This window comes from Actinomycetospora sp. TBRC 11914 (genome assembly GCF_012933465.1).
Lineage (GTDB): Bacteria > Actinomycetota > Actinomycetes > Mycobacteriales > Pseudonocardiaceae > Actinomycetospora.
In genome coordinates this window covers 17,565-31,268 of the sequence record NZ_JABBND010000024.1, presented here as the reverse complement: position 1 = coordinate 31,268, position 13,704 = coordinate 17,565, and the positions used below count along the sequence as shown (strand labels likewise).

At 73.8% G+C, this 13,704-nt stretch carries 13 protein-coding genes; 7 read left to right on the top strand and 6 right to left on the bottom strand.

All coding sequences use genetic code 11. The annotated features are described in order from the left end of the window. Window positions 1–126 precede the first annotated feature (126 nt). A complete protein-coding gene (locus HH311_RS27350; RefSeq protein ID WP_169186879.1) occupies window positions 127–723 on the bottom strand; it encodes a hypothetical protein in 597 nt (198 codons plus the stop codon). 364 nt (window positions 724–1,087) lie between these two features. Here HH311_RS27350 and HH311_RS27345 point away from each other — a divergent pair, with 364 nt between their 5' ends. Continuing rightward, window positions 1,088–2,752: an SDR family oxidoreductase gene (locus HH311_RS27345; RefSeq protein WP_169186878.1), complete on the top strand. Its 1,665-nt coding sequence runs from the start codon at window positions 1,088–1,090 to the stop codon at window positions 2,750–2,752. Between the two features lie 68 nt (window positions 2,753–2,820). On the opposite strand, the gene HH311_RS27340 is transcribed toward HH311_RS27345, so the two are convergent. Both HH311_RS27340 and HH311_RS27335 read right to left on the bottom strand, forming a co-directional pair. Then, complete coding sequence (locus HH311_RS27340) at window positions 2,821–3,675, bottom strand: aldo/keto reductase (RefSeq protein ID WP_169186877.1); 855 nt, start codon at window positions 3,673–3,675, stop codon at window positions 2,821–2,823. A gap of 155 nt (window positions 3,676–3,830) precedes the next feature. Continuing rightward, on the bottom strand, window positions 3,831–5,270 hold the full coding sequence (locus HH311_RS27335) for an MFS transporter (protein ID WP_312030443.1): 1,440 nt from the start codon (window positions 5,268–5,270) through the stop codon (window positions 3,831–3,833). Between the two features lie 119 nt (window positions 5,271–5,389). Between HH311_RS27335 and HH311_RS27330 the strand changes: the two genes are divergently transcribed. The 6 genes from HH311_RS27330 to HH311_RS27305 are packed head-to-tail and all read left to right on the top strand — an operon-like array spanning window position 5,390 to window position 10,630. Beyond that, window positions 5,390–6,643: an MFS transporter gene (locus HH311_RS27330; RefSeq protein ID WP_169186876.1), complete on the top strand. Its 1,254-nt coding sequence runs from the start codon at window positions 5,390–5,392 to the stop codon at window positions 6,641–6,643. A gap of 9 nt (window positions 6,644–6,652) precedes the next feature. Further along, window positions 6,653–6,985, top strand: coding sequence for a divalent-cation tolerance protein CutA (gene cutA / locus HH311_RS27325; protein WP_169186875.1), 333 nt, complete (start codon window positions 6,653–6,655; stop codon window positions 6,983–6,985). A 22-nt stretch (window positions 6,986–7,007) separates the two neighbouring features. Then, a complete protein-coding gene (locus HH311_RS27320; protein WP_169186874.1) occupies window positions 7,008–8,213 on the top strand; it encodes an MFS transporter in 1,206 nt (401 codons plus the stop codon). Window positions 8,214–8,233: 20 nt separating this feature from the next. Continuing rightward, window positions 8,234–9,250 (top strand): sigma-70 family RNA polymerase sigma factor, encoded by a 1,017-nt coding sequence (locus tag HH311_RS27315; protein ID WP_169186873.1) that lies wholly within the window; start codon window positions 8,234–8,236, stop codon window positions 9,248–9,250. Window positions 9,251–9,284: 34 nt separating this feature from the next. After that, entirely contained in the window at window positions 9,285–10,142 is an 858-nt protein-coding gene (locus tag HH311_RS27310; protein ID WP_248304278.1) for an SAM-dependent methyltransferase, read from the top strand. Next, the gene (locus HH311_RS27305; RefSeq protein WP_169186872.1) at window positions 10,139–10,630 is read left to right on the top strand and encodes an NUDIX hydrolase; all 492 of its coding nucleotides are present in this window, start codon (window positions 10,139–10,141) and stop codon (window positions 10,628–10,630) included. Before HH311_RS27310 ends, HH311_RS27305 begins: the two co-directional genes overlap by 4 nt. Before the next feature lie 142 nt (window positions 10,631–10,772). Here the strand turns inward: HH311_RS27305 and dnaB are convergent, their stop codons facing one another. The 3 genes from dnaB to rpsR all read right to left on the bottom strand — a co-directional run bounded on the left by dnaB (window position 10,773) and on the right by rpsR (window position 13,689). Further along, window positions 10,773–12,188: a replicative DNA helicase gene (gene dnaB, locus HH311_RS27300; protein WP_312030442.1), complete on the bottom strand. Its 1,416-nt coding sequence runs from the start codon at window positions 12,186–12,188 to the stop codon at window positions 10,773–10,775. 794 nt (window positions 12,189–12,982) lie between these two features. Beyond that, window positions 12,983–13,435, bottom strand: a complete 453-nt coding sequence (gene rplI / locus HH311_RS27295) for a 50S ribosomal protein L9 (RefSeq protein WP_169186871.1) — start codon at window positions 13,433–13,435, stop codon at window positions 12,983–12,985. Window positions 13,436–13,452: 17 nt separating this feature from the next. Beyond that, window positions 13,453–13,689: a 30S ribosomal protein S18 gene (rpsR, locus tag HH311_RS27290; protein WP_169186870.1), complete on the bottom strand. Its 237-nt coding sequence runs from the start codon at window positions 13,687–13,689 to the stop codon at window positions 13,453–13,455. Between the last annotated feature and the right edge of the window lie 15 nt (window positions 13,690–13,704).

Here is a 13,704-nt window from a genome sequence, read left to right as displayed (position 1 = left end):
TGTCCGGACGCACGACGAGGGGCGACCTCCGTCCGCTCCCCAGCGCGGAGGCGCCCCTCGTACCGGTGTCACCGGGCCGTGCGTCGTGGCCGTTCCGGACACCCCCGACGGGTCCGGACCGGCACCTCAGCGACGCAGGACGTGGCGACCGCTCTCGGGCTCGGTCCGCGGCCGGCGACGACGCTCGGCGCGGCGGCGCATCTCGTCCTCCGCCGAGCGCGGACGGTCGTCCTCGCTCCACGCCGGCGGCGGCACGGCGTCGACCGGCGCGAGCCCCCGCTGCCGGTGCCCCTGGGCCGGGAACGGCCCCGACCCGGGGTGGGGCTCGGGGATCGCCGGCTCGGCGCGCCGCGGACGCTCGTCGTGGTCCCAGCGGTCGCGGTGGTCCCACCGCTCGGCCCGGCGCTCGGCCCGCCGCTCGGCCCGGCGCGGCTCGTACCGGTCCTCGCGCCAGGCCCGCGACTCGTGCGCCACCGACCGGAAGATCGGGGTCGCCTCGAGCTCGGCCAGCGGCGGCACCGCCGCGAGCGCGGGGCGCCGCTGCTCGGCGCGCGCCCGCTGCTCCCGCGCGGCGCGCTCCCGCGCGAACCGCTCGGCCTCGACGTCGCGGTCGGCGCGCGGCGAGCGGACCCGCTCCAGCCGCGCCGGCTCGTCGTACGTCCACGAGCCCGTGGCGTCGAGGCGCCATCCGCCGCGCACGGTCTCCTCTCGCCAGACCCACATGTTCCACCTCCGCCGTTGCACCACACGGTTGTGCCGTCGCTGCGGCGAACGGCCCCGTTCGCCCGTGACAGACGGGGCAACGGCAGGCCTGCCCCGGACCTTGTGGGCGACGCGCCGAAGCAACCGCGACACGCCGGAACTCCCCCTGACCGTGTGTCACTCCACCGGGGCAGGAGGGGCGGTCGACCGCCTCTGCGGGCACCGCTCACCGTGGGTGACGTCGACCTGCTCGACCGAGCCACCCGGGTGAGCCCTCCGGGTGGGGGACACGCGTACGGCGGGTCGTGAACCGGATCGAGTGGGTGCGCACGGTGGTGGCGCACCCCGTCGAGCGAGAAGGCCCCCACGGCGCGACGATGCGCCGGTGCGATGCGTGGTCACCGGTGCGACCGGCTACATCGGCGGGCGGCTCGCCCCGCGACTCGTGGCCGAGGGCCACACCGTCCGGTGCGTGGTCCGCACCCCGGCGAAGACGAAGGACATCCCCTGGGCGCAGCAGGACGGCGTCGAGGTGGTCCGCGGGGACGTGCTCGACCCGGACTCGATGCGGGAGGCCTGCGAGGGCGCCGAGGTCCTCTACTACCTCGTCCACTCGCTCTCGGAGTCCGGCTTCGCCGAGGTGGACCGCCGCGCGGCGCTCATCACCGCCGAGGCCGCCCGCACCGCGGGGATCCGGCGCATCGTCTACCTCGGCGGGATCCACCCCGAGGGCGTGGAGCTCTCCGAGCACCTCTCGTCCCGCACCGAGGTCGGGGAGATCTTCCTCCGGTCCGGGGTCCCGACCGCCGTGCTGCAGGCCGCGGTCATCCTCGGCTCCGGGTCGGCGAGCTTCGAGATGCTGCGCTACCTCACCGAGCGGCTGCCGGTGATGCTGACGCCGTCGTGGGTGCACCACCGCGTGCAGCCCATCGCGATCCGCGACGTGCTGCACTACCTGACCCGCGTCGTCGACCTGCCGCCCGAGGTCAACCGCACCTTCGACATCGGCGGCCCCGACGTGCTCACGTACCTGCAGATGATGGAGGGGTTCGCGGAGGTCGAGGGCCTGCCCCGTCGCACGATGCTGCCGGTGCCGGTGCTCACCCCGCGGCTGTCCTCGCACTGGGTCAACCTCGTCACGCCGGTGCCCCGGTCGACCGCGGTGCCCCTCATCGACTCCCTCGTCCACGAGGTGGTCGCCGCGGAGCACGACATCGACACCTTCGTCGACCCGCCCGCGGAGGGCCTGACGAGCTTCCGGACCGCGGTGGACCTGGCGCTGACGCGCATCCGCGAGGGCCAGGTGGAGACGCGGTGGTCGGGCGCGAACGCGCGCTACGCCCCGTCCGACCCGATGCCCTCCGACCTGCTCCCCTCCGACCCGGACTGGGCCGGCGGCACGGTCTACACCGACGTGCGGGAGCGGGGTGCGGCCGCGTCGGCGGAGACGCTGTGGCACGTCATCGCCGGCATCGGCGGCGACCGCGGCTGGTACTCGTTCCCGCTGGGCTGGCGGGCCCGCGGGGTGATGGACCGGCTGGTCGGCGGGGTGGGCCTGCGGCGCGGGCGGCGCGACGCGGACCGCCTCAAGGTCGGCGACGCGCTCGACTGGTGGCGGGTCGAGGAGTGCGTCGAGGGCTCGAACGGCGCTGACGGCTCCGGGGCGGCCGCCGCGGGCTCCGACGCCTCGGCCTCCGTCGCCGACCTCGAGGACGGCGAGTACCTCCTGCGGCTGCGGGCCGAGATGAAGGCGCCCGGGCTCGCGTGGCTGGAGCTGCGCGTCGCGCCGCGCCCCGGCGGGTCGCTCTACCGGCAGCGGGCGGTCTTCCTGCCGCGCGGTCTCGCCGGGCACGCGTACTGGTGGGTCATCGCGCCGTTCCACGTGCTGGTCTTCGGCGGCATGGAACGCCGCATCGTCGCGGCCGCCGAGCTCGAGGAGCACCGCGGCCCGCTGGCCGAGCCGGCCACGGGGCGCAGCCCGGTGGCGGTGTGGCGCCGTCGGCGGCGGGACCGCGCGCTGCGGGACGCGGAGAAGGCGCGGCGGCGATAGGTGGCTTCGCCTCGTGAGCACTTTCTGGTGCCATGGCACCAGAAAGTGCTCACGGGGGCTCCGCCCACCTAGTCCAGGCGGTCCACCACGTCGCGGGGCAGCTCGAGGGCGGCCGCCGCGCAGTTCTCCTCGAGGTGCTCGAGGGAGGCGGTGCCGGGGATCGGCACCATCACCGAGCTGCGCTGGAGCAGCCAGGCCAGCGCCACCTGCGCCGGGGTGGCCCCGAGGGACACCGCGGCGTCGTGCGCGGCGTTGCCCTCCTTCGCGAGGTTGCCGGCGTCGGCCGGGGCCCACGGGATGAAGGCGATGCCGTGCTCGGTGCAGTACCGCAGCTCGGCGTCGGAGGACCGGTCGACCAGGTTGTAGCGGTTCTGCACCGAGGCGACGTCGACGATCTGCCGCGCGGCCTCGATCTGCTCGACCGCGACCTGCGAGAGCCCGACGTGGCGCACCTTGCCCTCGCGCTGCAGGTCGGCGAGCAGCCCGAACTGCTCGTCGGCCGCGACGTGCGGGTCGACGCGGTGGAGCTGGAAGAGGTCGATGGTCTCGACGCCGAGGCGGCGCAGGCTCATCTCGCACTCCTGGCGCAGGTACTCGGGCCGCCCGCAGGGGATCCAGCGGTTCGGCCCGGTGCGCAGCAGGCCGGCCTTGGTCGCGACCGTCACCCCGCGGTACGGGTACAGCGCCTCGCGGACGAGGTCCTCGCTGACGTAGGGACCGTAGGAGTCCGCCGTGTCCACGAAGTCGACCCCGAGGTCGGTCGCGCGCCGCAGCACCGCGACCGCGTTGTCCGGGTCCTTCGGCGGGCCCCAGATGCCCTCGCCCGTCAGGCGCATCGCGCCGTACCCGAGTCGACGCACCGGCAGTTCGCCACCGAGCTCGAATGTTCCGGCAGCGGCCGCCGCAGACTCCGTCGTCGTCACGTGGCATCTCCTTTCCCCCTGCGAAGCCCCCACACTCCCACCGGCCACCCGCACCGCGTCCATGCCAGTGGCCGACGTCCCACGACGGCGCGCGTGAGATCGTTCACCCTTTCCGACGCGGGACGTGACACCGATCGGTGTCACATCGCCGCTGGTCAGGCGTGTGCGGGCTCCGCGTCCTCGGCGAACAGGTCGGCGACCCGGTCGGCGGTGGCGTGGGCCCGGGCCGTCGTGGCGAGCACCCCGATCACGGCGATGACCAACGTCGTGGCCGCCACGACCCACCACGCGGCGGAGAGGCCGACGGCGACGCTCGCGGCCGCGGCGACGACGGTGCCGCTGACCGCGACCCCGAGGGACTGGCCGATCTGGCGGCTCGTCGACGCGACGGCGGCGGCCACCCCGGCCTGGGTGCGCGGCATCCCGCTGACCGCGGTGTTGGTGATCGGCGGGTTGACCAGCCCGAACCCGATCCCGTACACGCCGTAGGCGACGAGGAGCACCCAGAACGGCGTGGTGGGCCCGGCCAGCGCGATCACGACCGCCACCGCCGTCGTCGCGAGCCCGGCCACCACGAGCGGGGTGCGCGGACCCCGTGAGGCGACCAGCCGGCCCGAGAGCGGGGCGCAGATCGTGGCGGTGACGGCGGCGGGCAGGAGCGCGAGCCCGGCGTGGAGGGCGGACAGGCCGCGGACGTCCTGCAGGTAGAGCGTCGAGAGGAAGAGGAACGAGCCGAACGCCGCGAACGCGCAGACCGCCACGACGGTGGCCGAGGAGAACGGCACGCTCGCGAAGAAGCGCAGCTCGATCAGCGGCTCCCGGCGCCGGCGCTCCCAGATCAGCAGCGCGACCAGGGCGACGAGCGCCAGCCCGCCGAGCCCGAGGATGAGCGGCGAGCCCCAGCCGACGCGGGTGCCCTCGATCACGCCGGTCACCACCGAGGCGAGCAGGAGGACGACGAGGACCTGGCCCACCGGGTCGGGACGGCGGGCGTGGGGCGCCCGGGACTCGGGGACGTAGCGGGCGGTGGCCGCGATCGCGACGATCACCACCGGCACGTTGACCCAGAAGATCGCCCGCCATCCCACGGTCTCGGTGAGCACCCCGCCGAGCACGGGGCCGAGTCCGAGCGAGATCCCGACCACCGAGCCCCACACGCCGATGGCGCGGGCGCGCTCGCGGGGGTCGGTGAACACGTTGGTCACGATCGACATCGCGATCGGGTTGAGCATCGTCCCGCCCAGGCCCTGGATCGCGCGGGCGCCGATCAGCCAGCCCACCGACGGCGCCAGGCTGCACAGCAGCGACCCGAGCCCGAAGAGCCCCAGCCCGACCTGGAAGGTGCGCTTGCGCCCGACCCGGTCCCCGGTGGCGCCCGCCAGCATGAGGAAGCAGGCGAGCACGAGGGTGTAGGCGTCGATCGTCCACTGCAGGCTGGTGATCGACGCCCCGAGGTCGGTGCGGATGACCGGCAGCGCGACGTTGACGATCGTGTTGTCCATCGAGACGACGAGCAGGCTCGTGCAGCAGATGAGCAGCACGAGGATCCGGCGCCGCAGGGTCGACGTGTCCTGCCGGTCCAGATCGTTGCCCACGCTCACGAGCGTAGGCCGCCGACGACGGTGCCCCGGTGTGAGTCCGGTCCGATCCGTGCCTCGGGGAGGATCCGGACGTCCGGGATGACGACGGTGCTTGCGCAGCCTAAGTTGCCCGCATGGCGGGGACGGGGCTGTTCGAGCAGGCACGCGGTCTGACCCGGGAGCAGCGCAACGCGTTCCTCGCGGCCTGGCTCGGCTGGGCGATGGACGCCTTCGACTTCTTCCTCGTGGTCTTCGTGTTCTCGGCGATCGCGAAGGAGTTCGGGCAGTCGCTGACGACGGTCACCTTCCTCACGACGGTCACGCTGATCGCCCGCCCGATCGGGGCGCTGCTGTTCGGGATCTGGGCGGACAAGAAGGGCCGCCGGATCCCGCTCATGGTCGACGTCCTCTTCTACTCGGTGATGGAGGTGCTCTCCGGCCTCGCGCCGACCTTCACCGTGCTGATCGTGCTGCGGTTCCTGTTCGGACTGGGGATGGGGGGCGAGTGGGGCCTCGGTGCCTCGCTGGCCCTCGAGAAGATCCCGGCGGAGAAGCGCGGCTTCTGGTCGGGCCTGCTCCAGCAGGGCTACCCGGTCGGCTACCTGCTCGCGACGCTGGCCAACTTCGTCATCACCCCGGCCCTCGGCTGGCGCTGGCTGTTCGTGCTCGGCGCGATCCCGGCGCTCATCGCCTTCCTGATCCGGACCCGTGTGGGCGAGTCCGAGGCGTGGGAGCGCACCCAGGAGAAGGTGGAGCTGACCCAGGTCGGGCCGGGCCGGGTCTTCCTGCAGCCGAAGGTGCTCCGCCGCTTCCTCTACCTCATCGTGCTCATGACGCTGTTCAACTTCATGAGCCACGGCACCCAGGACTACGTGCCGACGTTCCTGCAGAAGGACCTGCACGCCGGGACGACCGCGGTCACCGTCGTCGCCGTCATCTACAACATCGGCGCGATCCTCGGCGGGGCCTACTTCGGGGCGCTCTCCGAGCGCTGGGGCCGCCGGCGCACCGCGGCGTTCTGCGCGGTCCTCGGCATCCCGGTCGCGTTCCTCTTCGCGTACTCGACGGCCCTCGGCCTGGTGACCCTCGGCGCCTTCCTGCTGCAGGTCTTCGTGCAGGGCGGCTGGGGCGTGGTACCAGCCCACCTCGCCGAGCTGTCCCCCGACGAGGTCCGCGGTTTCTACCCGGGCGTCACCTACCAGCTCGGCAACGCGTTCGCGGCGTTCGTGCTCCCGCTCCAGAGCCTGCTCGCCGAGGACCACGGCGGGTCGTTCGCCCTCGCCGCGGTGATCGTGCCGGTGCTGGTCCTCACGGCGGTCGTCCTGCTCGTGGGGCCCGAGGCCAAGGGGAAGGTGTTCGGGGCGCACGAGGAGGAGCACGTCCGGTAGGACGGTGCCGTGAGCACCCCCGACACCGCGGTCGTCGTCACCACCACCGACTCCGAGGACGAGGCCGAGCGGCTCGCGCGGGGCCTCGTCGAGGCGCACCTCGCCGCCTGCGTGCAGATCGTGGGCCCGGTCCGCAGCGCGTTCCGGTGGGAGGGCTCGGTGTCGGTTGAGACGGAGTGGCAGCTGGTGGTGAAGACGGCGGCCGCGCGGGTCGACGAGCTCACCGCCTGGCTCGTGGCCGAGCACTCCTACGACGTCCCCGAGGTGATCGCGGTGCCGGTGGTCGGCGGGCACGGGCCGTACCTGCGGTGGGTGACGGACGAGACGACGCGCGGCGGCTGACGAGCCCTTAGCCTGGGCAACGATGTCCGTCACCGCCAGCGTCGTCGAACCCGGCCTGCGCCGGGGCGAGCCCGGCTTCCGGCGGGTCTCCGTCGGGCTGTTCTTCGCCGGCTTCACGACGTTCGCCCTGCTCTACGCGACCCAGCCGCTCCTGCCGCGCCTGGTCGACGTCTACGCGGTCTCGCCCGGTACGGCGTCGCTCTCCGTGTCCGTCACGACCGGCGGGCTCGCGCTCGCCGTCATCCCCGCCTCCGCCCTCTCCGAGCGGTGGGGCCGGCGCCCGGTGATGCTGTGGTCGCTGCTCGGGGCGGTGGTGTTCGGTCTGGCCGCCGCGGTCGCGCCGTCCTTCTGGCTGCTGCTGGTGCTCCGGGCGCTCGAGGGTGTGGCGCTCGCGGGCCTGCCCGCCGTCGGGATGGCCTACCTCGCCGACGAGATCGACGGCGGCCACCTCGGCGGGGCGATGGGCCTCTACATCGCCGGGAACTCGGTCGGGGGGTTCGGCGGCCGGATCGTGGTCAGCGCGATCGACGACCTCACCGGGTCGTGGCGCGTGGCCCTCGGCGGGATCGCCGTCGTCTCCGGGCTGTGCCTGCTGGCGTTCTGGCTGGTCCTGCCGCCGTCCCGTCGCTTCGCCCCGACCGCGGTCGACGCCCGCGAGCTCGCCGGCGAGGTGGCCGCCCACCTGCGCGACCCGGTGCTGCGGCGACTCTTCGCGGTCGGGCTGCTGATCATGGGCGTGTTCGTCTGCGCCTACAACTACGTGGCGTTCCGCCTGCTCGGCCCGCCGTTCTCGCTGCCCGACCTCGTCGTGGGCTTCGTGTTCGTGCTCTACGCGGTCGGCACGGTCACCTCCACCGCGGCCGGCCGGCTCTCCGGCCGGTGGGGGACCCGCGCGACGGTGCTCGCCGCGGCCGGGGTCGCCGCGCTCGGGGCGCTGGCGATGCTGGCGCCGGTGCTCGCGCTCGTCGTCGGGGGGCTCGCCCTGCTCACGGTCGGGTTCTTCGCCGGCCACGCGGTCGCCTCGGCCGCCGTGGGCCGGCGGGCCACGCACGGCCGCGCGGTGGCCTCGGGGATGTACCTGTTCAGCTACTACGTGGGTTCGTCGGTCGGGGGCACCCTCGGCGGGGTGGTGTTCGGCGCGGCGGGCTGGTCGGCGACCGTGGCGTTCCTGGTCGCGCTGCTGGCGGCGACGGCGGTCGTCGTCGTGCGGCTCCCGCAGCGCACGTAGGAGGAGGCAGACTCGGCGGGGTGGAGGGCGCCCCGACGATCCCCGACGACGACCTCGCCGCCGCCCGCGCGGGCGACGACGCCGCCTTCGAGCGCGTGGTCGCGCCGCTGCGCCGCGAGCTCCACGCCCACTGCTACCGCATCCTCGGCTCGACCCACGACGCCGACGACGCGCTCCAGGACGCCCTGCTGCGGGCCTGGCGCGGGATCGCACGGTTCGAGGGGCGGAGCAGCGTGCGGTCGTGGCTGTACACGGTCGCCACCCGTACCTGCATCGACCTCGCCGAGGCCCGCGGGCGGCGCGCGCTGCCGATGGATCTCGGGCCCGCGTCGGCGGAACCCGTCCTCGACGCCGCGCCGGCGAGCGACGTCGCCTGGCTGACGCCCTACCCCGACGCCGCCCTCGCGGTGGAGGAGCGGGAGTCGGTCGAGCTCGCCTTCGTCGCCGCCCTGCAGCACCTCCCGGGCAACCAGCGCGCCGCCCTGCTGCTGTTCGAGGTGCTGGGGTACCCGGCCGCCGAGATCGCGGAGATCATGGCGACGACGACGGCGTCGGTGAACTCGGCGCTGCAGCGCGCACGGCGCCTGGTCGCCGAGCGGGTCCCGCCGGTCTCCCAGCAGCGCACCCTCTCCCGGCTCGGCGACGGCGGGCTGCGGGGGGTCGTCGAGGGCTACGCGCGGGCGCTCGAGCACCGTGACGCGCCGGCCCTGCTCGCGCTGCTCACCGAGGACGTCACGTGGTCGATGCCGCCGCTGCCGCAGTGGTACCGGGGTCGCGACGACGTCATGGCGTTCGCCCGGGCGGTGCCGCTCGGCGACTGCGGGTCGTGGCGTGCGGTCCCGACGAGCGCGAACGGCCAGCCCGCCGTCGCGCTGTACCTCGACGGTCCCGCGACGCGCGGCGACGGACCGGCCGGCGTCCACCGCGCCTGGTCGGTCACCGTGCTCACCCTGCGCGAGGACGCCGTCGCCGGGCTCACCTCCTTCATCGGTCCCCGGATCTTCCGTGCGCTGGGGCTGCCGTCCGTGCTGGACTGACTCCGGACCGGGGTCGGGGAGAGGCGGGCAGGCGATGGGCGAGGGTTCCGACGACGAGGGCACGCCGCGGGTCGGGACGCACCTCGCCAGCATGATGACGATGTCCGAGGTGGGGATCGACTTCGAGCGGGCCAACGCCGCCCGGATCTACGACTACTTCCTCGGGGGCGCCCACAACTTCGCCAGCGACCGCGCCCAGGCCGCGACGATCGTGGCCGCCAACCCGGACATGCCCCGGGTGTGCCGGCTCAACCGCGACTTCCTCGGCCGCGTCGTGCGCTGGTGCCTCGCGGCGGGCGTGGACCAGTTCCTCGACCTCGGCTCGGGCGTCCCGACCGTCGGCAACGTCCACGAGATCGCGCTCGCGGCCCGGCCGGACGCGCGGGTCGCCTACGTCGACTTCGAGCCCGTGGCGGTCCACCACGCCCGCGACCTCACGGCCGGTCTCGACGGGGTCCGCGTCGTGCAGGGCGACCTGCGCCAGCCCGAGGCGGTCCTCCGCGACCCGGGCGTGGCCGGACTGCTCGACTTCGACCGGCCGGTGGCGATCCTGGCGATCGCGGTCCTGCACTTCATCGACGACGACCTGCCGAGCATCTTCGGTCGCTACCGGGCCGCGCTCGCGCCCGGCAGCGTCCTCGCGCTCAACCACGGCAGCGCCGACCAGGACGACCCCGTCCTCGCGGAGGCCGTCCGCGACATCCAGCGGGGCTACCGCGGGGCCGCGACCCCCGTCGTGCTCCGCGACCGCGCGGAGATCCGGGAGCTGCTCGACGGGTTCGAGCTCGTCGTCCCCGGGCTCGTCGACCCCGTGGACTGGCCGGTGGAGCAGCCCGGCGTCGAGCCGATCGGCGCCTACGCGGCCGTGGGTCGCGCCCCCGCCGCGCGGTGAGCGCCGCGCCCGACGTCAGCTGGACCCCGCCCTCCGGCGGGCTCTTCAGCCTGCGGGTCGGCGCGATCCTGGTCCGGGCCGGGCGCGTCCTGCTCACCCGCACCGACGGCCAGGACCACTGGTTCCTGCCGGGCGGCCGCGCGAAGCTCGGCGAGCCCGCCGCGGAGGCGCTGCGCCGGGAGCTACGGGAGGAGCTCGGCCTGACGCCGGGCGAGGTGCGGGTCCGGGTGATCGCGGAGAACTTCTTCACGGTCCCGGGCCGGGGAGCGGTGCACGAGGTCGGGTTCTACGGCGAGTGCGCGGCGGACGGCCTGCCCGACGGGTCGGAGTTCGTCGGCTCGGAGTTCGTCGGGGCGGAGGGCCCGGGGTCGGTGTTCCGGTGGGTGTCGGCGGCCGAGCTCGCCGACCTCGACGTACGACCGCGGCCGGTGGCCGACCTGCTGTTCGCGCTGCCCGAGCACCCGGTACACCTGCAGATTGGGCCGTAGGCCGCGCGGGGGTGCGTGCGCCGGAGTGGCTCCCCCGAGCCGTCGGGGACCGTGCCGCCCCGTGATCGTCTTCCGGTAGCGGATCCGGGGCCCGGGCGTCCGGATCCGCTACGGGGAAACGATCATGCTGCTCGCTGCGGGGTCAGCCCCGTGCGATGTCGGCGAACCGGCTGTAGTGCAGCTGGTGGGCGACCGTGATCGTCGCGGTGGGGCCGTTGCGGTGCTTGGCCAGGATCAGGTCGGCCTCGCCGGCGCGGGGATCGTCGCGCTCGAAGGCGTCGGGCCGGCTGATGAGCATGACCATGTCGGCGTCCTGCTCCAGCGACCCGGATTCGCGCAGGTCGGAGAGCATCGGCTTCTTGTCGGTGCGCTGCTCCGGGCCACGGTTGAGCTGGCTGATCGCGACCAGGGGCACCTCGAGCTCCTTGGCCAGCAGCTTGAGCTGTCGGGAGAACTCCGAGACCTCCTGCTGCCGGCTCTCGACCTTCTTGCCCGAGGTCATCAGCTGCATGTAGTCGAGGATGATCAGCTTGAGGTCGTGGCGCTGCTTGAGCCGCCGCGCCTTCGCCCGGATCTCCATGATCGTCATGTTGGGCGAGTCGTCGATGAACATCGGCGCCTCGGAGATCTCGCTCATCCGGCGGGCGAGGCGGGTCCAGTCGTCGTCGGTCATGTTGCCCGAGCGCATGTCGGCCAGCCGGATCTTCGCCTCGGCGGACAGCAGACGCATGACGATCTCGGTGCGGCCCATCTCCAGGGAGAAGAAGGCCGATGTCAGGCCGTGCTTGATGCTCGCGGAGCGGGCAAAATCCATTCCCAGGGTGCTCTTCCCGATTCCGGGCCTCGCCGCGACGATGATCATCTGTCCGGCGTGGAGACCGTTCGTGACCTCGTCGAGGTCGGTGAAACCGGTCGGCACGCCGAAGGAGACGCCGCCGCGCGAGGCGATGGCGTCGATCTCGTCCATCGTCGGCTGCAGGACGTCCTCGAGGGCGACGTAGTCCTCGGTGACCCGCCGGTCGGTCACCTCGTACACCGCGGCCTGGGCCCGGTCGACGACGTCGTCGGTGTCCGCGCCCTCGCCGCCGTGGTAGCCCAGCTGCACGATCCGCGTGCCGGCCTCCACCAGGCGCCGCAGGATCGCGCGATCGGCGACGATCTCCGCGTAGTAGGCCGCGTTGGCCGCCGTCGGGACCGCGGCGATGAGGGTGTGCAGGTACGGGGCCCCGCCGATCCGCAGCAGCTCCCCGCGCCGCTCGAGCTCCGCGGAGACCGTGACGGGGTCGGCCGGCTCGCCGCGGCCGTAGAGGTCGAGCACGCACTCGTAGACCGTCTGGTGCGCGGGGCGGTAGAAGTCGTCCGGCTTCAGCAGCTCGACGACGTCGGCGATCGCGTCCTTGCTCAGCAGGATCGCGCCGAGCACCGACTGCTCGGCGGTGATGTCCTGCGGCGGCTGCCGGTCGAACTCCGGGCGCGCGCCGTCCTGGCCCGACGACCTCGATCGGTCGTACCCGCCGTCCCGGCCACCCGCCGCCCCCCGCTCGTCGAGCACCGCCACGGACCGCTCCTCCCTGCTCGCTGCCGGCCCCGGGGCGTCCCGCACCCGCCCCGTCACGTCCGGCGCACCCCTTCTACCGCGGGGCACCGACACCGTCGCCGACCGCGCGGACCGAGGCCGGGACGAGGTGCCGGACGCACGCTAGGGGCCGTCGGCGCGGGCGGGCCAGGCGGTGGTGTTGATGTCGGTGTTGATGGCCTGGGGACGGACGGGGATGCACAGGGCCCGCGGGTGGGCACACCTGGGGACAACCTGTTGGCAACTCGTCCCCAGGAGCCGTCGTCGCAGCTCAGTGGACTGTGCGTCCTGTGGACAGGAAGTGGATCGGCATGTCGTCGCACGCGACCGCTCGGCGTGTCGGCGCGGTTGCGGCCCGTGGCGAGACGACCGGGGGACGTCCGGCGCCGGACGGCCGGGTGACGCGGTGGCGACCGCCCGGCGCCCCGGTCGGGGGGACCGCTCGCAGACCGCTCCGGGACGAGCTCGACGATCTCGCTGCCGCCCGTCGGTGATCACGGGCACAGCACGCCGCGTGCCGCCGGTCCCGGGCTGCGCCGGGTGCCCTTCACTTTTGGCTTTGGCGCCACCCTCGGCACCGGCCGTCGCATGATCACGAGCACATGGGTCACCGCCGCGCCGCTCCGCGGCTGCGCCGTGTACCCCTCGGTCGGCCCCCCGCCCCCTCCATCACCGGCCGACTCAGCGACCGGCCCCTCCACCATCGACCCCCGGACACACGTCGGGCCCCGGACCGCACGTGGCGGTCCGGGGCCCGAGGAGTCGCTGCGGCCGGGTCAGGCGCCCTGGACGTCCAGCGGCAGCTCGACGGCGACGTCCGGGTGCAGCCGGACGGTCACCTGGTGGGCACCGGTGGTCTTGATGTGCCCCTTGGTGTCGACCAGGCGCTTGTCGAGGTTCGGTCCGCCCGACGAGCGCACCGCGCCGACGATGTCGGCCGGCGTCACGGAGCCGAAGAGCTTGCCGCCCTGGCCCGCGGACTTCGCCGTGACGGTGACGGTGCCGACGCCCTGCAGCTCGCCGGCGACCTCCTTGGCGTGGTCGAGGTCCCGGATCCGCTTGCCCTCCTGGGTCCGGCGGATCGTCTCGACCTGCTTCATGGCGCCGCGGGTGGCGATGATCGCCAGGCCGCGGGGCAGGAGGAAGTTGCGGCCGTAGCCGTCCTTGACGTCGACCAGGTCGCCCGGGCCGCCGAGGTTGGCGACGTCGGCGGTGAGGATGAGCTTCATCGCGTGGGTCCCCTTCCTCAGCGCGCGGTCGACGTGTAGGGCAGCAGCGCCATCTCGCGCGAGTTCTTCACGGCGACGGCGACGTCCCGCTGGTGCTGCGAGCAGTTGCCCGAGACCCGGCGGGCGCGGATCTTGCCGCGGTCCGAGATGTACTTGCGGAGGAGGTTGGTGTCCTTGTAGTCGATGACCTGGTTCTTGTCCTTGCAGAACGCGCAGACCTTCTTCTTGGGCTTGCGCACCGGCGGCTTCGCCATGGTGTTTCTTTCTCC

Excerpts from the sequence above, each read along its gene's own strand:
- rplI (WP_169186871.1), bottom strand. The coding sequence starts at position 13,435 with ATGAAGCTCATCCTCACCGCCGACGTCGCCAACCTCGGCGGCCCGGGC.
- HH311_RS27330 (WP_169186876.1), top strand. The coding sequence starts at position 5,390 with ATGGCGGGGACGGGGCTGTTCGAGCAGGCACGCGGTCTGACCCGGGAG.
- HH311_RS27320 (WP_169186874.1), top strand. The coding sequence starts at position 7,008 with ATGTCCGTCACCGCCAGCGTCGTCGAACCCGGCCTGCGCCGGGGCGAG.
- HH311_RS27310 (WP_248304278.1), top strand. The coding sequence starts at position 9,285 with ATGGGCGAGGGTTCCGACGACGAGGGCACGCCGCGGGTCGGGACGCAC.
- rpsR (WP_169186870.1), bottom strand. The coding sequence starts at position 13,689 with ATGGCGAAGCCGCCGGTGCGCAAGCCCAAGAAGAAGGTCTGCGCGTTC.
- HH311_RS27350 (WP_169186879.1), bottom strand. The coding sequence starts at position 723 with ATGTGGGTCTGGCGAGAGGAGACCGTGCGCGGCGGATGGCGCCTCGAC.